Annotated in this window: 26 protein-coding genes; 8 read left to right on the top strand and 18 right to left on the bottom strand. The window is 36.4% G+C overall.

Annotation, left to right across the window (positions count from 1 at the left end; genetic code table 11):
* Positions 1–354 precede the first annotated feature (354 nt).
* Positions 355–810 (bottom strand): hypothetical protein, encoded by a 456-nt coding sequence (locus I8T81_RS06530; protein ID WP_151819662.1) that lies wholly within the window; start codon positions 808–810, stop codon positions 355–357.
* 450 nt (positions 811–1,260) lie between these two features.
* On the opposite strand from I8T81_RS06530, the gene I8T81_RS06525 reads away from it, so the two are divergent.
* Positions 1,261–1,494 (top strand): hypothetical protein, encoded by a 234-nt coding sequence (locus I8T81_RS06525; RefSeq protein ID WP_174741367.1) that lies wholly within the window; start codon positions 1,261–1,263, stop codon positions 1,492–1,494.
* A gap of 39 nt (positions 1,495–1,533) precedes the next feature.
* Here I8T81_RS06525 and I8T81_RS06520 read toward each other — a convergent pair whose 3' ends face one another.
* The 7 genes from I8T81_RS06520 to csuAB form a co-directional block, all read right to left on the bottom strand.
* Positions 1,534–2,043 (bottom strand): acetyltransferase, encoded by a 510-nt coding sequence (locus I8T81_RS06520; protein ID WP_227602155.1) that lies wholly within the window; start codon positions 2,041–2,043, stop codon positions 1,534–1,536.
* Between the two features lie 122 nt (positions 2,044–2,165).
* On the bottom strand, positions 2,166–3,185 hold the full coding sequence (gene csuE, locus I8T81_RS06515) for a Csu fimbrial tip adhesin CsuE (RefSeq protein WP_198072396.1): 1,020 nt from the start codon (positions 3,183–3,185) through the stop codon (positions 2,166–2,168).
* Positions 3,182–5,680 (bottom strand): Csu fimbrial usher CsuD, encoded by a 2,499-nt coding sequence (gene csuD, locus I8T81_RS06510; protein ID WP_198072395.1) that lies wholly within the window; start codon positions 5,678–5,680, stop codon positions 3,182–3,184. The genes csuE and csuD overlap by 4 nt, the downstream gene beginning before the upstream one ends.
* Complete coding sequence (gene csuC, locus I8T81_RS06505) at positions 5,677–6,510, bottom strand: Csu fimbrial biogenesis chaperone CsuC (RefSeq protein WP_152682051.1); 834 nt, start codon at positions 6,508–6,510, stop codon at positions 5,677–5,679. The genes csuD and csuC overlap by 4 nt, the downstream gene beginning before the upstream one ends.
* Positions 6,504–7,019, bottom strand: coding sequence for a Csu type fimbrial protein (locus I8T81_RS06500; RefSeq protein WP_004700666.1), 516 nt, complete (start codon positions 7,017–7,019; stop codon positions 6,504–6,506). Before I8T81_RS06500 ends, csuC begins: the two co-directional genes overlap by 7 nt.
* Before the next feature lie 4 nt (positions 7,020–7,023).
* The gene (locus tag I8T81_RS06495) at positions 7,024–7,572 is read right to left on the bottom strand and encodes a spore coat protein U domain-containing protein (RefSeq protein ID WP_004700663.1); all 549 of its coding nucleotides are present in this window, start codon (positions 7,570–7,572) and stop codon (positions 7,024–7,026) included.
* A 74-nt stretch (positions 7,573–7,646) separates the two neighbouring features.
* Entirely contained in the window at positions 7,647–8,183 is a 537-nt protein-coding gene (csuAB, locus tag I8T81_RS06490) for a Csu fimbrial major subunit CsuAB (protein ID WP_004700661.1), read from the bottom strand.
* 584 nt (positions 8,184–8,767) lie between these two features.
* Between csuAB and I8T81_RS06485 the strand changes: the two genes are divergently transcribed.
* The 3 genes from I8T81_RS06485 (at position 8,768) to I8T81_RS06475 (ending at position 10,882) form a co-directional block, all read left to right on the top strand.
* Positions 8,768–9,406 (top strand): TetR/AcrR family transcriptional regulator, encoded by a 639-nt coding sequence (locus tag I8T81_RS06485; protein WP_198072394.1) that lies wholly within the window; start codon positions 8,768–8,770, stop codon positions 9,404–9,406.
* A gap of 205 nt (positions 9,407–9,611) precedes the next feature.
* The gene (locus tag I8T81_RS06480) at positions 9,612–10,013 is read left to right on the top strand and encodes a DoxX-like family protein (RefSeq protein WP_198072393.1); all 402 of its coding nucleotides are present in this window, start codon (positions 9,612–9,614) and stop codon (positions 10,011–10,013) included.
* A gap of 35 nt (positions 10,014–10,048) precedes the next feature.
* The gene (locus I8T81_RS06475) at positions 10,049–10,882 is read left to right on the top strand and encodes an SDR family NAD(P)-dependent oxidoreductase (protein ID WP_198072392.1); all 834 of its coding nucleotides are present in this window, start codon (positions 10,049–10,051) and stop codon (positions 10,880–10,882) included.
* 144 nt (positions 10,883–11,026) lie between these two features.
* Here the strand turns inward: I8T81_RS06475 and I8T81_RS06470 are convergent, their stop codons facing one another.
* On the bottom strand, positions 11,027–12,862 hold the full coding sequence (locus I8T81_RS06470; RefSeq protein ID WP_049065650.1) for a monovalent cation:proton antiporter-2 (CPA2) family protein: 1,836 nt from the start codon (positions 12,860–12,862) through the stop codon (positions 11,027–11,029).
* A 115-nt stretch (positions 12,863–12,977) separates the two neighbouring features.
* Positions 12,978–14,213 (bottom strand): sodium/glutamate symporter, encoded by a 1,236-nt coding sequence (gene gltS / locus I8T81_RS06465; protein ID WP_107972005.1) that lies wholly within the window; start codon positions 14,211–14,213, stop codon positions 12,978–12,980.
* Positions 14,214–14,573: 360 nt separating this feature from the next.
* On the opposite strand from gltS, the gene I8T81_RS06460 reads away from it, so the two are divergent.
* Complete coding sequence (locus tag I8T81_RS06460) at positions 14,574–15,725, top strand: alpha/beta fold hydrolase (RefSeq protein ID WP_198072391.1); 1,152 nt, start codon at positions 14,574–14,576, stop codon at positions 15,723–15,725.
* Between the two features lie 716 nt (positions 15,726–16,441).
* On the top strand, positions 16,442–16,768 hold the full coding sequence (locus I8T81_RS06455; RefSeq protein ID WP_004700649.1) for a hypothetical protein: 327 nt from the start codon (positions 16,442–16,444) through the stop codon (positions 16,766–16,768).
* Here I8T81_RS06455 and I8T81_RS06450 read toward each other — a convergent pair.
* The 5 genes from I8T81_RS06450 to I8T81_RS06430 all read right to left on the bottom strand — a co-directional run bounded on the left by I8T81_RS06450 (position 16,765) and on the right by I8T81_RS06430 (position 20,597).
* Entirely contained in the window at positions 16,765–17,235 is a 471-nt protein-coding gene (locus tag I8T81_RS06450; RefSeq protein WP_004700647.1) for an AnBLUF65 family BLUF photoreceptors, read from the bottom strand. The two genes, I8T81_RS06455 and I8T81_RS06450, sit on opposite strands and share 4 nt — an antisense overlap.
* A gap of 390 nt (positions 17,236–17,625) precedes the next feature.
* Positions 17,626–18,270 carry a glycosyltransferase gene (locus I8T81_RS06445; protein WP_198072390.1) on the bottom strand — a complete coding sequence of 215 codons (645 nt, stop codon included), beginning with the start codon at positions 18,268–18,270 and terminating at the stop codon, positions 17,626–17,628.
* Complete coding sequence (locus I8T81_RS06440) at positions 18,267–18,866, bottom strand: class I SAM-dependent methyltransferase (protein ID WP_086497440.1); 600 nt, start codon at positions 18,864–18,866, stop codon at positions 18,267–18,269. Before I8T81_RS06440 ends, I8T81_RS06445 begins: the two co-directional genes overlap by 4 nt.
* Positions 18,841–19,635 carry a PIG-L deacetylase family protein gene (locus tag I8T81_RS06435; protein WP_151762364.1) on the bottom strand — a complete coding sequence of 265 codons (795 nt, stop codon included), beginning with the start codon at positions 19,633–19,635 and terminating at the stop codon, positions 18,841–18,843. The genes I8T81_RS06440 and I8T81_RS06435 overlap by 26 nt, the downstream gene beginning before the upstream one ends.
* Complete coding sequence (locus I8T81_RS06430) at positions 19,623–20,597, bottom strand: acyl-CoA dehydrogenase family protein (RefSeq protein ID WP_198072389.1); 975 nt, start codon at positions 20,595–20,597, stop codon at positions 19,623–19,625. Before I8T81_RS06430 ends, I8T81_RS06435 begins: the two co-directional genes overlap by 13 nt.
* A 300-nt stretch (positions 20,598–20,897) precedes the next feature.
* Between I8T81_RS06430 and I8T81_RS06425 the strand changes: the two genes are divergently transcribed.
* On the top strand, positions 20,898–21,131 hold the full coding sequence (locus I8T81_RS06425) for a DUF2171 domain-containing protein (RefSeq protein WP_049066400.1): 234 nt from the start codon (positions 20,898–20,900) through the stop codon (positions 21,129–21,131).
* Between the two features lie 146 nt (positions 21,132–21,277).
* Here the strand turns inward: I8T81_RS06425 and I8T81_RS06420 are convergent, their stop codons facing one another.
* From I8T81_RS06420 to I8T81_RS06410, 3 genes are all read right to left on the bottom strand, one after another.
* Entirely contained in the window at positions 21,278–22,675 is a 1,398-nt protein-coding gene (locus I8T81_RS06420) for an amino acid permease (protein WP_077162939.1), read from the bottom strand.
* 102 nt (positions 22,676–22,777) lie between these two features.
* Entirely contained in the window at positions 22,778–24,346 is a 1,569-nt protein-coding gene (locus I8T81_RS06415) for a CoA-acylating methylmalonate-semialdehyde dehydrogenase (protein ID WP_198072388.1), read from the bottom strand.
* Between the two features lie 110 nt (positions 24,347–24,456).
* Positions 24,457–25,839, bottom strand: coding sequence for an aspartate aminotransferase family protein (locus I8T81_RS06410; RefSeq protein ID WP_198072387.1), 1,383 nt, complete (start codon positions 25,837–25,839; stop codon positions 24,457–24,459).
* Positions 25,840–25,936: 97 nt separating this feature from the next.
* Here I8T81_RS06410 and I8T81_RS06405 point away from each other — a divergent pair, with 97 nt between their 5' ends.
* On the top strand, positions 25,937–26,854 hold the full coding sequence (locus I8T81_RS06405) for a LysR family transcriptional regulator (RefSeq protein ID WP_198072386.1): 918 nt from the start codon (positions 25,937–25,939) through the stop codon (positions 26,852–26,854).
* Positions 26,855–26,899 lie beyond the last annotated feature (45 nt).

Genomic DNA, 26,899 nt, shown 5'->3' with positions numbered 1-26,899 from the left:
TAAGTCATGAGAAACTTCAATTAATGGCTGTCTTATCTTTCTAGTGCGAATAGATTTTAAATTTATGCCATTCCATAACTACATGTTAAAAATGGCTATCAAAACATGACTTAAACAATTCAAATCACTATATTTTTAAAAGCAAAACTTGCTTAAAACAAAAAAGCCAATTCTTTCGAATTAGCTTAATTACAACAGACCAGCTTTACTTGAAAATTGCTTTTTGATTTTGTTGTTCGCAACAATCTTCATCTTTTCTTTTTATAAGCTTAAATTAGCTGTTCATTATGACAAGATGATTAAAAAAAATCGCCCGAAGGCGATTACTGAAAAATTGTACCTTTTATAACAATTTTACTTTTCCAATTTTTTTGTAAAAGCTTGAGAGTTAAAGTACTCGGTTATTTCTTCACCCTGATTTTCAGTTTTTTCAACTGGCAAAGCCACTGAATCAAACTCTAGTCTTAAACTAATAAACTCAGGAATAAACTTCTTAATTGGAGGTGGAGTTTTAGGTCCGCCTTCAGTAATTTTTTCAATAAACCCCGCCAACCATAAAACATACTCATTTTCGTGATCGTAATGGGGTACTAAACTTATATCAATTTTTACTTTACACTCGTTAAGTGGTTTGCTAAATAATTCATTAAAATCAATATAGTTGTACTTAAGTTTAAATACAGTTCCAACGATTTCTTTACGAATAAATGTCATTAGATGATTAAAATTTTCAATGGTATCTTCTGTGAAGAGCTCACTGTCTTTAACTTTTCTATAGACACTTTCTGCAATCATTAGATATTGAGGCATCAAAGTATCCTTAATTTGTTGGGTGGTATTTGGACCACCTCTAAAGTAAGTATGCTTTAAGTTATGTAACAACATGTAACTATATGAAACATCACGTAAGTATTGTTTGTTTTATGTTAATATATATTTCAAATAAATTATAATTTCTGACATTATATTTATCAAAATTATTTAATACAAATAAAATCAATTAGTTAGATTTTATTTTTTTAATTTAATCATTTAAATGTAAATCTAAATGATTCAAAAAAAATCTAACTTTTAATAGTTTTTTGGTCTTATTAAAGCAAAACTAAGACTCAAACATTCTACCTAAAAATGAAAAAATTCATATATTTTATTTGAAGTGCAAACTATATCACATTTCAAACAAATTAGTATTTTGAGTACATATTCCACTAAGCCTGTAAGTCTATTATGCTTGAATTAACGAATTGTTAAATATGTATGATGGAACAGCAAACTTTATTACAAGAACTGAATTCTCTCATTGAATACTATTCAAAAAGAACCGATTGCCCACCTACGCGAATACGCATCGGCTATAGAGCATATGCAAAACTCATGCAGTGCCCGCCCTTTGCGGATGAAGTAATTAACTCGGCACTAGATCCAAATAAACGTAAATATAAAAAGATAAAGATTAAAATTACCAAAGATGATGACCAATTAGAGCTTGAGTAGTTATATCTTGCAAATATCTCAAATTAGTTTGTATCTACCTTAAAAATTTCGTTTTAAGATTTCTATTTCTTCGGCTGTAATATGAGTTAGTAGTATTGTTGATAGCTCTTTATTAGAGTTAAAACCAAAATACAATTCTTCATTTTTAAAGTAAAATATTGATTTTCCATAATTTAAAAAATTTAATACTAAGTAGTCTAAGCCTATAACCAATTGTAGTTCACAATTAAAATCATCTTTAAATATGCTTGAATAATCCTCAGACATTATATTCCAATCTGAGACATCAAATTTAGGTAAAAAATTTTCCACAGGAAATGTAAATTCAAAATTACTGCTATTTTTCAATATATTACTATTGTTTATTGATACAAGAGTAATATTAATTACTTCGCCAGTGTGACTTAAACCTAGTTCAAATAAACAAGTTTTTCCATTTCCACATCGCCAGTATAGATCAGCTAATCTACTGTCAGTGAATTCAATAGAAAAAGGAATGTATGAATCGATGCTAGTCAAAATATGCTTAGGCAGTTGCTTATCAGACATAACTAACATACATCATCCCTATCGTTCTAAAGTTAAATCCTAAAATAATTATTTGATTGTAGACTAATTTTCAAGAAAAAAAGCCCATGAACTGAGCTTTTATCTTCTATATAAATCAGCTTTTAAAATTCGACTTGTACCGTAACCGTATCTTGATACGTTCCAGCTGGTACTGTGTCTGCATTTTCATCTACAATTTTTGTGGTAAACACATAGCTCTGCTGCGTTACCCCGTTATGTACACCGGGGTTAAGGGTCGCATTTAAACTCGACCAACGCTCGTTACCACTACCCCATCGGTCATTCGATGAGTTTTTGAAAATATCGTATTTTAAATACGTATTTCCCGTTTGTGACTTCATAGCACGCTGGTTACCGTTTTGCGGAGAAAGTCCATTATTTAAACTCACATAATATGGTGTATTTACAGAGCAACGTATTCCCATAGATGACTGCACAGGCTCAAGCTTAGAAGCAAAAGCTGCCGTTCCAAAGTTTACGTCTTGCGTTAAAATTCGGCAGTCTGGAAGCACGGTAATGGAAAGTGAACCAAGCGAGTCCGCTCCACTTCCCCAGTTAAAACCAATTCCTAATGCACCACGTCTAAACCCTGGGCTTTCAAAGAAGACCCCAATTCCAATAATTGCAACTGCCGGTACAGAATAGAACCATTTTACTTTCAATGGTGAGTCAGCCTGATACACACCCGGAGACACACTTTGCCCAGCCGGAAGGCGGATATAAAAAGGCAAATTGCCATCTGGCCCACTAAAAAGATTGACCAGCGTAAAGCTACTCATGTCTTTTTCTTGGCCTAAACTAATGATTTCATTATTACTATCTAAAATAACAGCATTGAGTTTTTCTCCAGTTTGAGCATTGGTAAATGAATTCGACATTTGCTCAACCCGATATTTTAAATAAGTCATGTTCGCCAAAGCCAAGCTAAAACCCGTACATGACAAACCCGAGTTAAACTGTGAAGAGTTTTCACCGTTTTCTGTTAAATAGATTGACGGAACCGAAATAGAGGATGAACCCGAAGCACTCACGCTACAGGCAGCATGAGTCAAATTTCCAGCCAGCATCAGTCCAGAAAACATGCCTAAATGGCGAAGTAATTTTTTTGTTTTTATATTCATGGTAAAGATACCTCATGACACGTAACAGGCTTAACCACCACAATCTGTTGCTTGGCTTGTTCTACATCTACAGAAAAGTCTGCTTTACAAATGCTTTGATCCGAACGTTGAACCGTCACGGTGTTGTTCGGTTTTAAATTTTCTAAATAGACAATGCCATCCATTCCCACATAAGAAGACTCTTGGTCAGCTCTATGCACCACAGAACCAACAGGCATAGGTTTGCCATCTGCTTGAGTTAAATAAACGTTGGCAGCAATAGACTGATGAACTGGGAACTTAATCACAACACCCGAGCCGCGTTTAGCAGCAATGCGTTGTTCAACTTGTGTGATGGTGAAGTTTGAAGGTAAGTCGATTGGGTCGACGCTGTATTTACCCGAATAATAAGGTGTCACCGATGGCACAAAAATATGGCCTTTTTTATTACTACGACCAATTAAACTGTTTTCGTATCTGACCAAAACATCAGGTACTTGGTTGGTATCAATCAAGGCAAACGAATCACCTAAACGGTTTGAAGCAAATACTTCACCCGCCATATAAATAAGTGAACCTGATAGACCAAACCAGTAGTTATAGTCATGGTTTCCAGACATACCAAAGTCGGTATTGATATAACCGTTACGGTAATTGACGCGTGCCTGATTTAAATCTTCACTATTTTCATTATAGCGTCGGGTTAAATCGACACCGAAACCACCTTCAGACGGTACAGAACGGTTGAAATTAACATAGCCCGTATCGCCCTGTTTATTAAATGCATAACCCGAGTTTACAGTCGCGTTTCGTTGGAACAGTGGTATCGAAAGCTGAAATGCAGCACTCCACTCTTTTTCGATAAAATCACGGTTGGCACTTAGTGAAACGGTTACGCCATTCATATAGGTCGGTAAAACAGGTGCCCATGACAAGTTTAAAAAGCGGTTTTTAAAGTCATTTGCTTTGGTGTTGATATAACCCACACCGAAGGTGCCTGAGTTTTTGGTGGCAAAGTAAGTATTGGCCGTTAAGCTTTTATTACTATTGACCGAAATTAAATTGCTATATTGCAGACGTGAAAGATCGGTATATTCATCATCACGCTGGTTATGGTTAATGCTAAAACCAAAGCGATTACGGTTATAGCTGTACCCGACTGTATATTGCTTGCCCTCAAAGTCTTTGGCTCGATCTTCAGACATAGACTTATCGGCTTTACTCTGGCTAAAAGAGGCACTCAGCACACCTAAGTTTGCAAGCTTGAGTACAGACCCAGCACCGAATAACTGTAGGTCTGAAGAAAGCTCAGTACGCCCTTCTAAGGTAAACCAGTCATTTACCCCATAACGGGCATCGGCTGCACTTGCAAACTTTCCATAGGAAAAATTCTTCAGTCCGTAGTCTTCTCGAATTTTTCCTAAAGACAATGAGTAGTCAAATAAGCCCGGTTTTAACAATGTATTGGAAATATAAAAAGGAACGGCTGTTGCGACCTGTCGCCCGACTGCATCGGTTGTGACGACAACGGCTTCACCTTTACCATTAATAAAGGGAACGTTGTTTAATATAAATGGGCCAGACTGTACTTCTGTTGAGCTGGTCTTTTGTCCATTAATAATTAAATCGACTGTGCTTGGTAAAGCAGCTTGTCCAATAAACTGCGGTAAAGGATAGGTAATTAAATCTGGTCGAGTTGAATAGTTTCTTTGTACCTGAAAACCGCCCAGACGAACTGAACTTCCCCAAGTCGTTTTACTACCCGTAATAATGTCACCTAGCACAAAAGACGTGGCGTTATTCTGGTTATCAAATTGCCAAGACGTGTCATAACGACGGTAACCGTCATTGTCTAGAGACTCGGCATTACCTTCATTTTTATATTGGTTTTTGACATACACACCAGAGTTTTTAATCACTCCTAACGGAGAGAAAAAGCGCTGTTCTGTAAATAAACTGCTAGTTGAGCCACCCTGATGCGGTCTATAAGTATAAAAATCATAGTTATTGAGCAGCCCTATACCCGACTGAGCAACGACAGGTTTATACCATGAGTCTTTACCCAAAACTTGAGTCGGCATCCAAGCGGGTGGAAAGTTAAGCTTAAAATATTGGTTTGATGACTGATATTCGTAGCTTACATCTTTCAACTTATCTAAAGATATCCAGTCATTCGCATCGCCACTAAACCCCAAAGTTAAAACATCTTGATTAGTTAAAGTAGTCTCGTTGTTGGTTAATAGTTCTTGAGGAATTTGAATTTCCAAATCATTTATTAGCTTGCTTTTTTGTATAAAGTATTCATCATTTTTAACAATAACGGGCACAACTTGCTGAACTGAATATTGGTTTACCACCAAATCTAGATACAGCTTAAACAGTTGATTAATTTCGTTAATATCTTTTGGTGGTGGAGGTAAATCGCCAGCCAAAGCAATATTTGGAATATTTAAGCATCCACCCGACAACAAAATTAGTAAAATACTTTTGCATAAATTATTATGCCGAAGGATCATGTTGGATCCTCCATTTTAGTGATTTCGATCAACTCTTGTTTTATGCCTGAGCTATCAACACCATAAATTTTAGATGTTTTTAATAACTCATTTGCAGTCGACTTATCGATAGCAAACTTTACGGTACTATTCGATAAAACATAGCCAAAAGCAGCTTTCCCTAAAGAAATATCATTGCCAGTTTTTGAAGTTTTAAGCGCCGAAAGACGTGCAAATTTTTGGCCATTGTTTTTCAAATATAGCTCAGACTGGCCTTGGTCATTATTGCGGACTGACCACTGTAAAACGGGTTTGGCCAAAGGATTTTTTGCATTGGCTTTTTGGCTTTCTTCAGTTAAACCACTACCAATACCCTTTCCATAGGCAAATAATGGAATTGAGTAACGCATTTGGAAACTCACTTTAGAAGCGTCTTGCTCGTTTCCATCAGAAAGACGAATCGGCAATTCATCTACAATCAAACGATATGACTGTTCTTTGCCATCTGGCAAATTAGTGCTTTTAGTTAAACGAAGCATATGCTTCTCGCCTGCTTTAATTTTAGCTACAGGCGGGCTGGGTATAATGTCTGATTGCTCACTATAATTATCTTTTAAGCCATCTTGATTCCATTTGAATACCCGAATTTGCACCATCGCATCGGTCTTGCCTGTGTTTTGAAGCCAAACTGCGGTCGCTTTTTCATTGGCTTCTATTTTTGGATAAATGGGCCAAATTAAAAAAGTCGCTTGCGCCATCACAGGTGTCACAAGTGATAATGTACTTGCAAATAAAAAAGATTTTAAAATGCTATTTTTAATAAATGCAGAGTTGTTCATACAAATCACCATGTAATCATTATTGAAACAGTATCTTTATAAATTCCGGCGGCATGTGATTCATTATTATTTCCTAAATCAACCACACCATATATTTCAAAATTTACAAGACGGTTTGTTGGAGTAGTTGTAGGTAATAAATATTTATTACCTACAATATATTCAGTTGTTAAATTACTTGAGTTATACAACTTATAAGATAAATAATTAGATGATGAGTTTTTCATACGTCTAATATTATTATCAAGATTTTCACCACCATCAATAGAAATACTCACCGGTAAATTTTCAGTACAACGTATATTCCATGAGTCTTTACTATTTATAATATTTGAAACTACTTTATCTTTAGATAAAGCTGAGTATTGACCAAAATTAATACTTTGCTCAATATTATCTATTGAACATCCATTTTCAATTTTAGCTTGAACTTTGAAGCTTGAACTTAATTGAGGATCTGCTGCGTAGATACACTGACTAACCGACAGCAATAATATTGCTTTCAAACAAAAGTATTTCATTTTCTTAAAACTCAATCGTAATCGGCACTATATCTGTATATTCACCCTTAGATATACGACTACCATCATGGGTGGCTTGGCCATAAATATCGATATTTTTCTTAGTATTCAAATCATTAAGAATAAAAACATCGTTTGCTCTAACAACTTGTTTGTTTAAACCATAGAGCAAGTTATAAGCAATAAAATCTCTACCATTACTTAGAGCATGATAATAATTTTGTGAAAAATTAGTGGGAACTTGACTGTCATTATTTCCAGCTCCAAAAGTTATTTTTAAAGTTGAAATACCAGAGCATTCAATCTGTAGACCTGAGTTTCCATTATTAATTAAGCTTGACTCTAATATTCCATTAAAACCGGTCGTAGCATCTCCAAAATCAATAGTTCCTAAGTCTAAGTTTGTAGAATTATTTTCAACAATTTTATTATTAATAGAACAAGAAGGTAAAAGTTCAATTTGCGTTGTTAGTTTTGCTCCAATTTGTCCAGCATTTACTGAAGTAAATAATGAGTATAAAATTATAAATACTGAACTACGATTAAATATCATTTCCCCTCCATCTTAAACAGGTTTACTTATATTGAAGTAAACCTGCTACTCAATTAATTATTTCTTTTTTATTTTTAGAAATTTACTGTGACTAATAGAGTATCTTTATAATCACCTTGCGCTTTTGCTGTGCCAGTATTTGGAGCAATTGCACCGAAAATTGGAACGGCTGTTGCTTGACCGCTCACAGTGCTAAATTGTTGTGGTTGATTCACAACATAAAGGTTAGTACGTGCAGCATCACGGTAAACGTTATATGCAACTACATCAGCAGAAGCTGTATTTTTCAAAGTACGATCAGTACGCTCACCACCATCAATTGCAACTGTAAAATCAACAGGATCTGTGCCATCACAAGTCACAGAAATGTTGCCACCTGTTGCTGCTGAAGCAACCTCAGCTGTTAATACGTTGTTCCAAGTGCCAGAAGTTTTACCAAAATCTAAAGTACCAAACTTGTTCATATTCCCTTCAGTTTGACTACCACCTACAGTACAGCCTGTTGAGATATTTAATTTAACATCAACTTGTCCAGTAACAGCCGCTTGAGTATTTACTGCATAACCAGCAACTATTAATGCTGCAAGAAGTGATTTCTGAATGTTTTTCATATTCATAACCTACATATATAATGATTAGTTTTGTAGAACAAAATGAATCAAACTCGATAAATAAAATGCGAACAATTTGTTTTACATATAAAACAAACTACCCTTTACTATTGTGTGATTCTTTTCACAATTTAATAACAATTATTTAACTTGTATACACATATTACAAAAAGACTATGTTGATTTATTTAAACCACATTTCTTATTGTCTGTAAAAATAGCCAATTAAATACCCACCCCTACTTTATAAAATCAAGGGAAATATCTATAAAATTAATATCAACAATCATATAAAAATTAGTCAATATGTATTCAAATACAATTATTTATAATTTATCCAAATTCCACATTTAGCCCCAACCATTTAAATAGGTCAGTTGACCTATTTAAACCAGAACTAAACAAAATAAAATAAGTCACCTGACCTATTTTTTTGGTTTTAATTAAGTCAATTGACCTATATTAAAAAAACAATAGGTCATATGACCTAATTTTAGTTTAATAGAATTTAAATATTTTATTTATATTTTTCTAATTTCATGGTTTAGAATGCCTTTTTTTAAATAGTACTTACAGGCTGGATAATGATCAAAATTGATACCTTTGATACTATACAAATTAAGAAGTCCTTTACCACACTAAAAGGACAAGAAAGAATAAAGCAAATCTTAAAAAATGCTGAAATAGTTTTTTTAACCAAAGGTTATTCTGGCTTTAGTATGAGAGGAGTTGCTACACAATCAAATATTAGTTTAAGTACCTTGCAACATTATTTTCCCAATAAAGATATTTTATTACAGGCTTTACTTAATAAACTCACTTGTGACTACATACAAAGAATTGAAATTTTAATCAACTTAAATTCGAATGAACCACCTTTACATCGGTTTATGAATATTATTACCAATATAATATATGAAATAGAACAACCGATTATTACCAATACATTTAAGGAGTTTTTTTCAATTTCAGATCATTTACCTTATGTATATGAATCATTGTCAACTATACAAAAGTATAATCTTGAACTTATATATAAGATTATTCTACCCATTCATAATGAAATATCATCAGAAGAATATAAAGAAAGAGCCATTATTATAATTACACAACTCAATGGATATTTAGTTCAGCATTCGAACAAGAATACAGATGAATGCTATAAAGAATTTCTAAGAAATATAGTTTTAAAAAATATATCAAGATTAGTGAGTGAACCATAAGATTAAAAACATAGGAGTCATTTCTCCTATGTTTTTAATATAAAATCAGAATATAATATTTAGACCACTTGCTACGTTACTTAAAAAACAATAAAAATGATTAAAAAAACAGACTAAAATTATTTTTAGTTGAACAATAAATTAAATAGAAAGATAATAACTTTCGTAATGAAAATTTAACTTTTTAAAATTTTAGAGAACTTTAATGAATAATGCTAAAGCATTAAAACTTATAAACTTTGTGTTAGCCTTCCTGTGGATATATCAGGGACTTGTCCCTAAAATAATTTTTATTAATACTGATGAAATTTTTGTGTGGCAATCAATAGGTCTTTCTTTTGAATATGCAAAACTTGCAGGCCGTGCAAGTGGTTTAGGAGAAATTATTTTTGGTTTATTGTTTGTATTTATAAACCAAAAATATATTCACTATTTAAGTATTTTGGGGCTGTTGGGTCTATTGCTTTTAATTGGTTTTCTCATACCTTCAACGCTTATCTCACCTTACAACCCTATCGTCATGAATATTTCGATGATAAGTTTATCCGTCATCTATCTGCTTTTATTAAAAGAGCAAACGACTTATTTGCATAAAACTGCTCAATAACAGCCTAATTTTTTTAAAATTATATAGAGATTTCAATGAGTTTATCAAACCGTGAAGTTGGATGTGTGGTGATTACCGGAGGCACTAAGGGTATTGGTTTAGCACTCGCCCACGCGTTTTTAGAGCTTGGATGTTCGGTTGTGATCGCTGGCCGCAACTTAGAGTCTCTTAACCATGCACTTAGTTATTTAAAAACTCATTTCAATAAAGAAAAGTTCACTGGCCTATGCTGTGATGTCACACAAATATCAGACCTACAAAACCTATGGGATGTTGCCATACAGCATTTTGCTCAAGTAAATGTATGGATTAATAATGCAGGAAGCTGCCACCCTACCAAGGGCTTTGTTGACCTTCAATCCGATGAATTAAACGCAGCCATTTCTACCAATATTTTAGGCACAATGCTTGGTTCTCAAGTCGCTTTAAAAGGCATGCTCAAACAAGGTCATGGTCAAATCTTCAATATGGAAGGTTGGGGAAGCAACGGCGAATGGAGTGCTGGTATGACTGCCTACGCTACAACTAAAAGAGCGGTAAGTTATTTTAGTAAAGCACTTTATAAAGAGACTAAGTCGACCTCTATTTTAACTGGTACTCTCAGCCCAGGCATGGTGGCAACCGACTTGTTAGTTTCGTCTTGGACAAATGGCAACGTACAAAACTGGAAAAAGATGAAACGCTTATTTTTCTTTGTGATTGATCCACCTGAGGTGGTTTGTGCGTATTTAGCAAAACAAATTCTTCAAAACAAAAAAACCAACCGACGCATCGCGTGGATGACGCCTTGGAAACTTTTCCTTAGATTTTTACAGCCGTATTACTGGCGCAGAAACCCGGTTAAAGGCACGGCGTTAGAACATCTATAGGTGGGTTTAATATGATTAACCAACTCACTTCATTAAATGATGGTTTGATTGGTAAACCCAGAGAATTTAGCAGTTAGCTACTCTTTCCTGTAGAAAAGCCTCAGTAAAAGTACTTCTAAGAAGACTTATTACTGAGGCTTATAATTAATCAATACTCTCATTCTCCGAGACATTATCTTTATTTAAAATCTGTCCTTCTCGTTTTGGTCGAATCAATGGTGCAGTTGGTCTAGGGTGATGAGTATGGGTGTATTGCATACCCACTCCCGCATTTACATCATCTGCTGCAATTTCAGTTTCAAAACGCTCATTATCTAAATCTCGAATTTCTTCGGTAATTCTTTCTACTTCGTCTTCATCTACACCAAGCTCTTGCAAAATAACGCCACCAAACTTAATTGCAGACTCGAACGTTTCACGGATCATAAAGTCCACTTTTTGTTTGACTAAATGCAATGAATGCTCACGGTCATATGAGCGTACTAATAATTTCGCCAAAGGAAATTCGTGGGTCACGAGCTCTACGATTCTATTGGTTGTGTCCTTACTATCTACACAAACCACTATCGCTTGTGCAGTTGCAGCGCCAGAAGCATGTAAAATATCGAGGCGGCAACCATCGCCATAATAAATTTTAAAACCAAACTTTTCGGCGTTTCGAATCATGTCAGTATTATTATCAATAATGGTGACATCTACGCCTCTTGCCAACAGTAATTGACTAGTTACCTGCCCAAAGCGCCCGAAACCAATCATTAAAACACTACCGCTTAGTCCATCCGCAATATTAATGTTTTCCAATGAAACTTTTTCTTTAGCTTGAGTAAACCGTTTAAAAATAATACCCACTATTGGAGTCAATACCATTGAAAGTACAACAATAGCAGTAAGGTTAGATTTAACGGTACTATCAATAACTTGAGCACTTAATGCAGCAGAGAAAAGTACAAAAGCAAACTCGCCACCTTGTGCCATAAGTAAAGCGCGATCTAAGGCTTCAGTATGAGGGCTTTTCGTTAATCGAGCCACTATATAAATCATGAGTGCTTTGGCAAACATCAGGGCAATTACACCACTCACAATTAATTGCCAGTTTTGAGCAACTACTGATAAGTCCAGTGACATACCAACCCCAAGGAAAAACAGACCCAGTAGAATTCCTCGGAATGGTTCAATATCGGCTTCAATTTGATGTCTAAATGTAGATTCAGATAGAAGCACACCTGCTAAGAAAGCGCCCATTGCCATTGTCAAACCACTGACTTGCATGAGCAATGCGGCACCCAACACAACCAATAATGCAGCGGCTGTCATGACTTCTCGGGCTTTTGCAGCAGCCAAGAGTCTAAATAATGGATTAAGTAACCAATAGCCTGCCGCAATAAGTCCAGCAATTGCTAATAAACCAATTCCAATGTTTTCTAAACGTGCCGATGTACTTTCGACCACATGATTTGGTGCCATAAAAGCAACAATAGCCAGCAATGGCACAATCAATAAATCTTCAAATAATAATATGGCTACAATTTTTTGACCGCGGGGTTGCGTCAAGTCACCTCGATCGCCTAGTAATTGCATGACTATGGCAGTCGACGTTAATACAAACCCTGCTGCACCAATAAATGCCACTTGCCATGTAAAACCAAATAATAGTCCTACCCCAGTCAAAGCCAGTGCACAAATGATGATCTGTAGCGTACCAAGACCAAAAATTTCGCGCCTTAAGCTCCACAAATGTGATGGCTGCATTTCCAAACCAATCACAAATAGGTACATCACAATTCCTAACTCGGCAATATGAAGAATTGCAGTGGAATCTTGAAAAAAAGCAAAACCAAATGGACCAATAATTAAGCCCGCAATTAAATAACCTAATACCGAACCCAAACCAATACGTTTGAAAATAGGGACTGCGATTACAGCCGCTGCCAATAAAACCACTGGAGCAACCAGACTCATTGAATGTGCTTCTTCGCTCATACATTTCTCATTTTATTTATTTGCAATTCATTCTATGTGAAAAAGAGGCTTAGGGGCGATGCTTAGTGATGAGAAAACGTACCCATAAAAAAAAGCCCTTACGGGCTTTTTCTAATTAAGCAATAAATTTCAACATAAGCTGAATCACTGTTGCATTAATTAAGTCGACAAAGAAAGCACCACATAGTGGAACAATCAAAAATGCCTTATGCGAAGGACCATACATGTTAGTAATAGCTTGCATGTTTGCAACAGCAGTTGGCGTTGCCCCCATACCAAAACCACAATGGCCTGCGGCTAAAACTGCCGCATCATAGTTTTTACCCATTACTCGGAAAGTCACGAAAGCTGCATATAAAGCCATGGTCAGTGTTTGTGCACCTAAAATAACCACAAGCGGACCAGCTAAGTCGGCAAGTTGCCAAAGCTTTAATGAAAGCAATGCCATTGCTAAATAAAGAGATAAAGAAGCATTACCAAAAACATCAATCGCACGGTCGAAAATATCAATTTTCAACACGCTTTCTAAAATGTTTCTTAAAATTACGCCGCCACCGAGCGCCCAAACGAAGGTTGGCAACTCAAACCATGTTCCCTTACTAAAGCCTGTCATAAATTCAGCAAACGCTAAACAGGCTGCAAACATACCCAATGTTGTAATTGCATTATCGGCTGTAATTAAACGAACTTGATGCGGATTTTCAAATGGTGCGAGATCATACGAATTTTGTTCAACATGCGTATCACGATTTTGAATTTCCGCATTGGTTTTTGGTTGAGCTAAGCCATAACGATTAATCAGCAATTTAGCTAATGGACCACCAATCACACCACCAATGATCAAACCAAAAGTAGCACTCGCCATACCTAGCGCTAATGCGCCTTGTATACCATGCTGAGTTTCTAAAATTTCACCCCATGCACCTGCTGTACCATGACCACCCGTTAAAGTAATTGAGCCGGCAATCAAACCAATAAGTGGGTCTAAACCCAACAAGGTGGCGAGGCTCATACCAACCGCATCTTGCACAACAATAAATGAAGCGACACATATTAAGAAGATAACTAAAGCAGTACCGCCCTCTTTAAGCTTCATAAAATTGGCACTTAAACCAATTGAAGCAAAGAACACGAGCATAAAGCTGGTTTGCAACTCACTGCTAAAAACAACACTATATCCCCACAATGTGTGGACAAGTAAAGACACTACAGCAGCAACCAAACCACCAGCTACAGGTTCGGGGATATTGTAACGTTTTAAAAAATCAATCCGATTGACAAGAAAGCGGCCCAAAAGTAGAACGATGACCGCCGAAATTAGTGTATAAAAACCATTAAAAACAAATTCCATATATACTACTTTCTAATTACATTTCTAATCGATTGTAAAATAATTATATTTTATTTTTTCATATGTAAAAAAAACACAAATAAACTTTACAAAATTACCCTAGCAATGTGTTTTTTACTATTCTTAAAAATAGCTTAAAATTTTTAATAATTTATAAAAATTTATCTAAAAATTATTATTAACTTATTAATATCAAAAACTTACATTAAAAAATTCATATTTTTATAGTATTTGTGACTTGATATCTTAAGCAAAAAATACTGTCTTTTAAGTCACTGAACTCCCCTATTTTTATCGTTAATATGCCTCAAAACCAGCTCGTTATTGCTCTGGGCAACATCTTTACAGGTTTTATATTCAATGAGTTTATTGCTTAAAGTTCGTCAAAATGTGCCGCAGGTGCAATCGCTTAAAACATCTCTTAAAAAACATGCTGGTCAGAAACTACCGCACATGCTAGCCAATGCATCAGATCTGTTTTTTAGAGGCCAGCAAATTGCCTTGTCAGGAAAAACGCCTTTTGATGTGATTTATAAGCATGAAATTATGAGCTTACGTCACTATAGAAATGAGGCTGAAGTTCCTAAGCATAAACACCGCGTCCCCTTAGTGATTGTTCCGCCATTGGCAGTCAACATGCTCATTTACGATTTATTCCCTACACGCAGCCTTATTCGTTACTTTTTGGCTCAAGGATTTGATGTTTATTTAATAGACTGGGGCGTACCAACACTACATCAGGCAAAATATAATTTCGGTACTTATGTAAAAATTTTTATGCCTGAACTTTTAAAGCAAGTCCGTGCACATAGTGGACAACAGCAGCTTTCATTACATGGCTGGAGTTTGGGCGGTGCACTTTCACTCTGCTATACCGCGTTATTTAAAGATAAAGATATTAAAAATCTGATTATTCTTGCTTCACCGATCGACACTCACAAAGCAGGCTATATGGGCAAACTCTATGGAAGCCTAACCAAACCTGCCGAATGGGTTCGTAAACACACGCCTTTTCGTATTCGCCAACATGTACCAAGTAAAGTGTTCCATATACATGGCTGGCAAAACACTCTAGGTTTTAAATTAACTGACCCGATTGGCAACTTAAAAACCTATTGGCAACTTTTTAAAAATTTAGATAACCGAGAATTTATAGTAGACCACGCCACCTCTAGTTCATTTATAGATAACATGCTGGCTTATCCAGGCGGCGTTATGCGAGACATTATTCTTCGTTTCTGGATAGATAATGAACTTTCAACGGGCGTAGTTAAATTTGGTGAACTCACTGCCAATCTTAAAGATATTGAATGCTCTGTGTTAGCTGTAGGAGGTAGTACCGATATTATTGTGACCAGTGATGCTGTGAAGCCACTTATGGATTTAATTAGCAGCCAAGATAAAACGTTTAAAGTTGTTTCAGGTGGTCATATGGGTATAGTTTCTGGCAGCCAAGCACCTACTTCTGTTTGGCCAGAAATAAATAGCTGGTTAGCTACACGTTCAAGTTAATTTATCCGTACATCAACACCGGTGTAGTCAATCAAAACTACACTGGTGAATATCAAATTTTGCAAAATTATTCTTTTTAATCACATTTATATTTCAATATATTTTATTCCAAAATTTTAAACCACCTTTATATTTTAAATATATAAATCTACAACAAGATAATATTACTTAGTGTCAAAAAATTATCACAAACACAAAAATCATAAAATTTATTTATAAAAAGTTTATTTTAAAAATAAAATATTTTATCAAACGTTAAAAAATAATTAATAAAAAAACCACACAGCAAGTTAATGCTTTTCTTTCAGAATGATTACCTTCTTAAAGGGGATGTTACTTTTTGTTATTTTTGTAAAGCTTACATCAATAAAATTTTGCAATAAATATTTGAAAAAAAACTATTTTAAAAAATTAAGCTTTGTAAAATTTGATCATTATTTAAACAAATGTAGGCAATGTCTCACAAACATGTAGGCTAAAGCTTACAACACAAGCGTTTGTTTTTCCTATAATTAATTTCAGTACATATAAGCACTCTTTACTATTAAATAGAAAGCTGAATATTAATAAAGAGATCTGGAGAAAATGATAAAGTCATCTTTATTAATATAAAAACTCTCAATAATAGAAAAAGAATCTCAAAAATTAATATGTACTATCTTTCCTCTGGAAACAGAGGAAAGATACCTTTTAATTCTTCAGATAGGATATAGAAAATGTTTATCGCAAAAAATATATTTGTATATTTACTATCAATGTTGGCTTTATGCTTAATGATTATTCTCTTTAACTATCTCGGAATGAATGAAACCTTAAACCTACTCATTTCTTCGGCTCTGTTTGGAATATTTATTACGTGGTATTACAAAGGTAGCGGTCTATGTATTGCTCTATTTAGTTTTTTCTATTGGGCAATGTTTGTGATTAGTCAAAGTTTAGAAGTGATATGGATGCTCGCGACTTCGGTTATTGTTTATCTCGTAATGACGAAACTAGTACCTAAGCTCAAGAACATTCATATCGGTATCGCATCTAATAGTTAAAATGGGTTTACTCCCCGATTGACCATTCCAACTTTCTTATCTGTATTAACCTTAGTTTGCTCTGCAACTAACAATTCATTTAAAAAGTTTTTAAGATTTTGTTGATCTAGCGAAATTGGGTTAAAGGTATTTTCTCCCATCTTAAGGAAGAAAGCCTCAATATTTGTATTACGTTGTACATATTTCATTGACCAACGTTGAAAAGCGTTTTGGTCGATGGAATATGTGCATAACCATTTAACATTGTAGTGTCTTTCATCTTTTTGGATCTTTTCAAATAATTGCTCTACCACCTCTTGTTCGCCTTCTAAACATTGAAAAAATGCATTATCGGCATAATAAAGTACCCCACAAATCTCGTTTAAATCATTGAAATCACGAGCTTCTGTCAGGATATCACGCAAATCTTGTAGCAAATCTTCATTTTTTTCGTTTCGTTGGCTGGCATAACACAGTCGAACGTTCATAAGACTTCCGTGAAATATAAAATTTCATTACTAATTGAATTTTCAAATTAACACACCTTTCTTAGAATTACTTTATATTTTTTCTTATAAAAATCATAATTTTAGGTATTTTTATAAAAAGCCCAAATTTCGCTCAAACTCCCAAGACTAAAAAATGTATTAAATCCCTAGTACTAGATTTTTTGTTTTATCGTGCTAAATATAGAGTACGGTTGTTGAGTTGTTTGAACATTACAAGTCGCAGTTTGGTTATTTTTTAATAAAAAAAACCACATCGGGTGATGTGGCAAAAGATGTAACGCAATGAACACTATAACAATCGGTGTAACAGAGGATATATATTAAGAATAAAAAGCAATTATTAAAATAAACTTAATAAAATTATCATAATTAAAGATTTTCTAAAAAATTTGATAAACCTTGAGGTGCTCTGCCTTCCAAGCGACTGCTGGTCGTTACACGCACTAAATTACTCCAAGTAATATTGCAGCAATGTCTGGTCAGTTTCTCAATCAGTGAAACATCCTCATGACATGGGATGGACTCAAAACCGCCCACTTGCATATAAGCAGCAGCACTAAAACTTAAATTTGCACCATGAATATGATGATGATCCATACAATCTTGATAATGTGATAAATACTTTTTTTGTTTTTGAGCCGATAAATGACTCAAATCATCTAAAGTAACAATACCGCAAATTGCATCGGTAGGTTGATGTCGAATTTGACAACTTAACCAGTCTGAACTAACTATAGTGTCGGCATCTGTACAGGCAATCCAGCTTGCTCCATTTTGAATAAGTTGGCGAATACCCAAATCCCGGGCCTTGCCAACGCATTCATAATCACATTCAATCCAATTTACTCCGTAACGCTGTACAATTAAACGCGACATATCTGTACAGCTATCTAGTACAACCATGACCTCGATTTGTTCATGTGGAACTCTTTCGATGGCAACCTGAATCGAGTGTAAACAGGCAGATAAATATTGCTCTTCGTTATGCGCTGGAACTACCACACCTATTTTCATCGTAATTGTTCTCGCTGAGCTATGGATGATGTGCTAACCGTCCAAACATCAACCATAAAATCTGGATCGTTTAGGCTTAAATAGTGATGAAATGGAAAATATTGCTGAAAGCTTTGGTGAACTTGCTGGGCATTCAATTCAAAATCTTGAATATCGTGTCGCCAATGGCAACAAAGAATTTCGCCTTCTGGCTTTAATGCATGCTTTAATTTTTTAATAAACTCATCTAACTCATCACATGTGAGGTAATACGCCACTTCACTAATCACGATCAGGTCAAATTTTTGTTCGTACAACTCTTCAGGGATTTTCCTATTTTCTACAGTTACATGTTCAAATGATTGTAAGCGCTGAGTCGCTAAATGAACGGCGTGCTCAGATACATCAATACATAAAAGATGTGCCGCACGTTTTGCCAAATGAACACTTAAATGCCCATTTGAACAGCCAATTTCCAAAACATTTTGATAGTGTGGTCGTGTTAATAATGCAAGACAGATTTGTCTTTTACGGGCTTCATACCAGTGATAATCATAGCCCCACGGATCATTATTAGTACGATACAACTCCTCAAAATACATACGAGAATGAGTCACTCAGATATACCTCATAAGGCATTAAAAGCCGGCTAATTGCACTTGAAGATAAAACGGCGGAATTGCCTGTGCTTTCATCGGCTTCAATTTGGGTTTTAAATTGCATAAGCGCTTGATGTTTTTTAATTAACTGATTTTCCGTTAGGGCATAAGCTTTTGCTTTGGACCAATCAATCCGTGGGTCTAAAGGCTCTGCCCAATGCCATGCCCAAATCAATACATGTAGACAGAGTAACTGATGAGCTTTTGCAAAGGCCTGTACCGTTTTTCCGACGGCTTCGTGGTCGGGATGACCATCAAATTCATAGCTACAAACTAAAATATCTTCGGGCTGAACGATTCTGCTGAGCGCTTGATTCAACTGACGAGTCTGCAAATGAATCTGACCATCCATAAGATTTAAAGCTATTCGTTCAGAATGATCTGACACACCTAGACTATCCAAAGCAGCTAAAGTTTCTTGTGGCCGTAAATCGTTTAATTGGTCTGGGCTGTATTTTGTTGAGTGCGGATGGCTTTGCGTGCCATTACTGACCGCCACAATAATAATGTGGCAGTTTTCTTTGACTAGCTGTTGCATTAAACCACCACAACCCAGCACTTCGTCATCAGGATGCGGCGCAACAATCACAACTCGTTTAGATTGAAATAACTGTAAATTCAGCCCATCTAAAGGCTGCTTTTTAAATGCCTCTAGCCATCTGAACTTCGGTGTCCCTTCACCTGAAATCACGCGGTCCTCGACCAAGGGATGCTTTACAGTTCCCATAAGCTTTTCTCCGACAAACAGAGTTCTGCAATAGACTCATAGTCAAAAGCTGCATGGCTCTGTCGAATAAAGACGGGCAAATCAGCAATGAGCTGAGAAAATATAGCTTCTTCACAATAAGGCCTTGCGCCTAAAGCTTTACCAACGATTTGAATAACACTCTGGCAGCATTGTTCTGTTTGGGCACGTAATATACGGATTTCACGCTCATGGCTGAGCATAGGCTCATCATCTATAAGCTTGGCAATATATTGAAAATACTGTTTGGTTACAGAAAGCTGTTGAGCTAGCTCTCCTAAATACATTTTTTTAAATGCGTTTGGATTAAGTTTGCAGCTTTCATGTAGAAAGCTAACTAAACGTACCGCCGCACCATACCAACACGCAGCGACACCAGCGGCACCATGCCAAAATCCGGGGCGTTCCAAATAGCGATTTGGCTGACTTATAACCGTAACGGGAGTATTGTCAAAATGTACTTGGGCTGTTTGAGTTCCCCGCATGCCGACTGCTTGCCAGTGGCTGAGGTCAACCTGAACCGAAGGATGAGCCAATTCAACAATACAAAGCTGTGCTTGACCTTGTTTGTCCCTATAGCTCATTAAGGCTTTTTGAATAAACTCAGCACCTGAACACCAAGTTTTGATACCGCTACAGTGATTGTTCTCTACTTGTATGGGTACAGGCCCACCCTCTGCTGCCCATACTGCCCAAGTCTGGTTGTCTATTTCAGCTTGATAACCCAGTTCATTTAAAATACTTAAAGCATCACAATGCGACTCAAATAATTTAGCAAGACTTAAGTCGTACCCTGCAATTTGAGCAAACATTTGCCACCGCTGATAGGTTTGACCTGATGCGGGATAGGGTAAATTTTTAGCCAAATCTACCAATTTGTAGAGTAAATCTTGGCGTAGCTGACTTTTGTTTTCAGCATGAGTATCTTCAAACTCATTCAACATACTCAAGATTTTCATATTTATAGATATTTTAATATTCATTACAAATAATTATTCAAAAGTATTCACTTAAACATATCGAAATAATTCTGTTTATTTAAAGATAAAAAATGTAATAAAAAGATATTTTATACAATCTTTATTAAATGAATATTTCTTTTTATTTCATTGTTATTTAACTATATCGCTTAAGTGAAAATATAAAATAATCATGTAAGGTTTATTAAAAAACAAAGATTTCTCCGATTTTATCCAGTAATTTAGTTTCTACGGTTTTTCTATTTCCAAAGAAGAGGTCAAAAAATGAATACTTTAAATATTAATGATATTAAAAAACATGCCGACGTTATTGCTTCTTGTGGCACAAAAGTAGGAACTGTCGATCACCTTGAAGGTGAAAACCAGTTAAAACTTACTCGTGATGAAAACGATCAACACCACCTTATTCCAACCTCTTGGATTGGTGAGGTAAAAGATGATCAAGTGATTTTAAATAAAAATTCACAAGAAGTTAAAGAAAACTGGCAAGCGATTTAAGTCTTTGGCAGAGTTATTTTATAACTCTGCCGCCTATTTAAAATATAAATAACAACTAAAATAAAAATATCAGACTTAAAAAATAAAAAGCTCCTTTTTCATTAAGGAGCTTTTTATTTATAGCATTAAAATTTTATTTAATATTTTTATAAATTACTCTGATTTATAGCAACCGAGCTAGTTACTTTACGCTTTCGGGTCACAACCAATCCGCAAACCACCACAGCCAAAGTCACCCCTAAGGATAAAGTTGTTTCATAACTATATGCTGGTGATAAGAACATATAAGCGAGCACACTTAAAATAATGATAATCACAAACCAAGTCAGCCATGGAAATAACCACATTTTAAATGGAACTTCCGCTCCAACTGCCTCTAGCTTATGTCTTAAACGTAACTGTGAAAACGCAATAACCAAGTATACCAGCAACGCAATTGACCCTGTACTTGAGAGCAATAAGCTAAATACTTTTCCTGGAAATACATAGTTAATAACACAGCACACTAAACCAATAAATGTTGAGGAAAACACCGCAATAGCAGGTACACCCGCATAATTCACTTTAGTGACTGCCTGCGGTGCTTCATTGCGTGTTCCTAAGCGGAATAGCATACGAGAAGACGTATAAATTGCGGCATTCATACAGCTTGCTACGGCGATAAACACAACCGTATCAATGATAAGTTTAGTACCCGGTACGTTTAAGCTCATTAAAACGTATTGGAATGTCCCGTACTTTTGTAAGTCTGGTGAACGCCAATCGACAAGTGAAACGGCAATAAACATCGAAACCACAAAGAAAAGAATAATACGGTACAGCACCAAATTGGTGGCACGTCTAATTTTCTGTTTAGGGTTAGATGACTCGGCTGCGGCAATCGAGACAATTTCTACCCCAAAAAATGAAAACGCCGTAATTAAGATGGCAGATAAAATACCTCCCATACCGTGCGGCATAAAACCTGCGTTATTGTATAAATTGGCAACACCGCTAACATTTTTAGCTAAAGGCCAAACACCTGAAATTGCCAAAATACCAATAATAATGAAGCCAATAATGGCAACGACTTTGACTAATGAAAACCAGAACTCAAACTCGCCAAAACTTTTAGTACTAAAAAAGTTGGCTAAGCTTAAGAACACAATAAAGCAAAATGCATAAATAGAAACTGAAACGCCCGGAAACCACGAATGTAAAATTTCAGCACCTGCAATGGCTTCTACCGGAATCGCAAGTACCCAAAACCACCAATATAACCAACCAATCGTAAAGCCTGCCCACGGGCCAATTGCTTTACGGGCATAGGTAGAAAATGAACCAGTGTCTGGCTCTAAAACGGCCATTTCACCTAACATGCGCATCACCAGAAATACCATAATGCTGGTAATCAGGTATGCAAGAATGACCGCAGGGCCTGCTTTGGCAATTGCAGAAGATGAACCGACAAATAAACCTGCGCCAATAACACCGCCAATACTAATCATTGTGATATGGCGATTTGAAAGTCCTTCGCCTAATTTTTTTGTTGTATCATTATTCATATTTCATTCCTTAAAAATATATCCATAAAAACAATCTATTACATGTCAAAATCCTACAGTTATGAAAAAAGGGAAAACTGCTGTTTTCCCTGATAGTAAAAATTAATTTAAAGTTGGCATTGAGAACTGTTTTGCTTCACGGACTTGAGCCGATGGCCAACGTTGAGTAATGGTTTTACGGCGTGTGTAGAAACGGACACCATCTGGACCATACGCATGTAAATCACCAAACAACGAACGTTTCCAGCCACCAAAGCTGTGGTAAGCCACAGGTACTGGTAAAGGTACATTAATACCCACCATACCGACTTGAATATGACTGCTAAAATAGCGTGCTGCTTCACCATCACGGGTATAGATACAAGTACCGTTGCCATATTCGTGGTCATTAATGAGCTGCATCGCTTCTTGCATACTATTCACACGCATAACTTGCAGTACAGGACCAAAAATCTCTTGCTGGTAACTGGTCATGTTTGGAGTGACTTGGTCAATTAAAGTTGGCCCAACAAAGAAACCTTTTTCATAGCCTGCAGGTTTTGCATCACGGCCATCTACCACAATTTTTGCGCCTTGCTGTTCTGCACTTTGAATATAAGCCTGCACTTTGTCTTTATGTGCTTGGGTAATCAGTGGCCCAAAGTCATTGCTTGCATCGGCATAGTTACCGAACTTCAATTTTTTCATTTCCTGAGTCAGCTTATCAATCACAACATCGGCAACTTCATCGCCAATAGCAACCGCAACCGAAAGTGCCATACAACGTTCGCCCGAAGAACCAAAAGCAGCGCCTAATAATGAAGTCACCACGTTATCAATATCGGCATCCGGCATAATAATCGCGTGGTTTTTTGCACCGCCTAATGCTTGGCAACGTTTACCTGTTGAAGTTGCTGTGCGGTAAATATATTCAGCAATTGGTGTTGAACCTACAAAGCTGACTGCCTGAATACGTGGATGATTTAATAAGGCATCTACCGCCTCTTTGTCACCATTTACCACGTTAAATACGCCGTCAGGTAAACCTGCTTGTTTTAATAATTCTGCAAGGTATAAAACCACTGAAGGCGCTTTTTCAGAAGGTTTTAAAATAAAGCAGTTACCGCAAACCAGTGCCATTGGAAACATCCATAAAGCGACCATAGCTGGGAAGTTAAACGGTGTAATACCAGCGACAACACCTAACGGCTGGAACTCGCTCCATGAATCGATATCTGGACCGACATTTTTTGAAAACTCCCCTTTTAAAAGCTCTGGTGCGCCGCAAGCATATTCAACATTTTCAATACCGCGTTGTAATTCACCTTGAGCATCATGAGAAATCTTACCGTGTTCTTGCCCAATCAAAGCGCAAATCTTTTCGGCATTTTGTTCTAATAATTGTTTGAAGTTGAACATAACACGCGCACGTTTAATAACTGGTGTATCTCGCCATGCAGGAAATGCTTGCTCGGCCACCTGAACGGCTTCATTTACCGTTTGAGCATCTGCAATTTCGAGTTCTTTACTAATTTCACCCGTCGCAGGATTGTAAACTGGCTGTTTTCTTGCCGTTTTAGATACAATTCTTCCTTGAATGAAATGCCCTAGCACTTTTTTGGCTTGTTCACTATGCGTACCATTTTCAGTTGAAACTTCGTCATAGCTAAAATCTTCTAGGCCATTTGTCATTGTTGTTACTCCTTACTACAATTAATTTTCAGATCAAACTGTATTTTTCATTTAGTTTTTTTAATAAGCATCTATTACCGTTATAGATACCCATGAAATGTCTCTAAGCCTTATTTCACTTGATAAAGCGCATCGCCCACGGCATTCATTAAGCGGTCAATATCTGCTTCTGTACTGTTAAACATTGGGCCAAACTGAAGTGTGTCGCCTCCAAAGCGAACATAGAATCCTTCTTTCCAGAGTTTCATACCGAGTTCAAAGCCTCGAATGGTGGCATCGCCATCACGCGGAGCTAACTGCAAAGCACCAATCAAACCACAGTTGCGAATATCTAAAATGTGCGGTGCGCCTTTTAAACCATGCAGCATTTTTTCAAAACTTGGTGCCAACGCCGCCGATTGAGCTAACAAGTTTTTCTTCTCTAAAACTTCAAGCGCAGCTAAAGCGGCCGCACAAGCAACCGGATGTGCCGAATAGGTATAGCCGTGAGTAAATTCAATGGCATGTTCGGGTAAGTCTTGCTGCATAAACGCAGAGTAAATTTCATGGCTTGCCACCACACCACCTAAAGGAATCGCACCATTGGTGACTTGCTTCGCAAAGTTCAAAATATCTGGTGTTACACCAAAATATTCGGCCCCCGTCCATGTTCCTAAACGGCCAAAACCTGTAATCACCTCATCAAAAATTAACAAGATGTCATGCTGATCACAGATCTCTCTTAAACGCTGTAAATAACCCGTTGGCGGCACAATACAACCTGCTGAACCAGAAATAGGCTCTACAATGACGGCTGCAATATTTGAAGCATCGTGTAGCTCAATTAACTTAAGCATTTCATTGGCAAGTTCTACCCCGCCTGTTTCTGCACAGCCTTTGGTAAAAGTTAAATTCGGCTGTAAGGTATGCGGTAAATGGTCTACATCCATAAGCTGACCAAACATTTTGCGGTTGCCGCCAATCCCACCTAGACTTGTCCCCGCAACGTTTACCCCATGGTAGCCACGGGCACGACCAATCAATTTGGTTTTGCTTGGTTTACCTTTAATGCGCCAATAAGCACGCGCCATTTTTATAGACGTATCTGCCGACTCTGAACCTGAGTTGGTAAAGAAAACGTGTTGTAGTTTTTCAGGCATGTGCTGAACAATTTTATCTGCCAACTTAAAAGACAATGGATGACCAAACTGGAACGCTGGTGAGTAGTCGAGCTGACCTAACTGAGCGCTCACCGCTTGTTGAATTTCGGGCAAGGTATGGCCTGCACCACACGTCCATAAGCCTGAAAGTGAATCGAATATTTCACGGCCCGAATCATCAATTAGGTATGACCCTTTTGCACCGACGATCATGCGCGGGTCTTTAGCAAAGTTTCGATTTGCAGAGAAAGGCATCCAGTGTGCCTGATAATTTATATGCATATTATTATTAGGTTGAACCGCATCTAAAGTATGCTCAGAGTCGCTAAATTTATCCGTATCAAACATAACCATTCCTGTTTATTTTCAAATTATGGTTTGAGTGTACATAGCGAGATAAGTTTGATAAATTCAAATTATCTTGAGTTTAGATTTAAAAAAACAAAACTAAATGAAACCTAAAAAATTAAATCAAGTTACTGATTTTGATATAAAACTTCTCAAAATTTTTAAAACGGTTTGCGACTGTCACAGCTTTACATCTGCCGAAAGTATTTTAGGTATTAGCCGCTCTGCAATTAGTTTGCATATGAGTGATTTAGAAAATCGTCTGGGGATTCGACTATGTCAGCGAGGCCGTGCTGGGTTTGCCCTCACCGATGAAGGACGGGAAATTTTAGAATATATTGAAGTGCTCACAGCAGCGATTGAAGACTTCCGCTCTAAAGTCAACCAAATGCATAACCGTCTTAAGGGTGAGTTTAATATCGGCATTATTAACAACCTTGTGACTATGCCTAGGGGTTATATCACCAACACCTTGACTCAACTTGCCGAAGAGCACGCCGAAGTTATTATTAATATTAGTATGAGCACTTTGTCAGATATTGAGTGCCGTGTGCTCGATAACCGTTTGCATGCAGGCGTTATTCCCCTTGTAACGGCTTTGTCTGGTTTAGACTATTTCGATTTATATAGTGAAAGTTCATTTTTATATTGCGGCAAAAACCATCCTTTATTTAACCAATGTAGTAGCATCAATTTAAATGAATTAAAAAAATGGCAAGCCATTCTTCCTAATTATGCCATTACCTCGGAAGCCGCAAAGTTACATCAGCTTTTAGACTGTAAAGCCACGGCAAGTGACCGCGAAGGGATTGCTTTTCTGATTTTAACTGGCAAATTTTTAGGTTTTTTACCCGACCATTATGCAAAAAAATGGGTTGAAGATGGTGTGATGCAACCCGTTGCAAAAGACAGTATGCATTACAGTACCCCTATATGCTTAATTACTCATAAAGGTAAAAATCACAATAATATTTTAAAAACCTTTATGGAGATGCTTAAGAAAAGAATCAGCAGTGATTAAAAATATTTATGTATAGGTATAAAAATATATAGACATGACAATTTT

The organism is Acinetobacter seifertii, assembly GCF_016064815.1.
Lineage (GTDB): Bacteria > Pseudomonadota > Gammaproteobacteria > Pseudomonadales > Moraxellaceae > Acinetobacter > Acinetobacter seifertii.
Note: the sequence above shows the minus strand (reverse complement) of the source record. Positions and strands in the feature narration are given on the sequence as shown.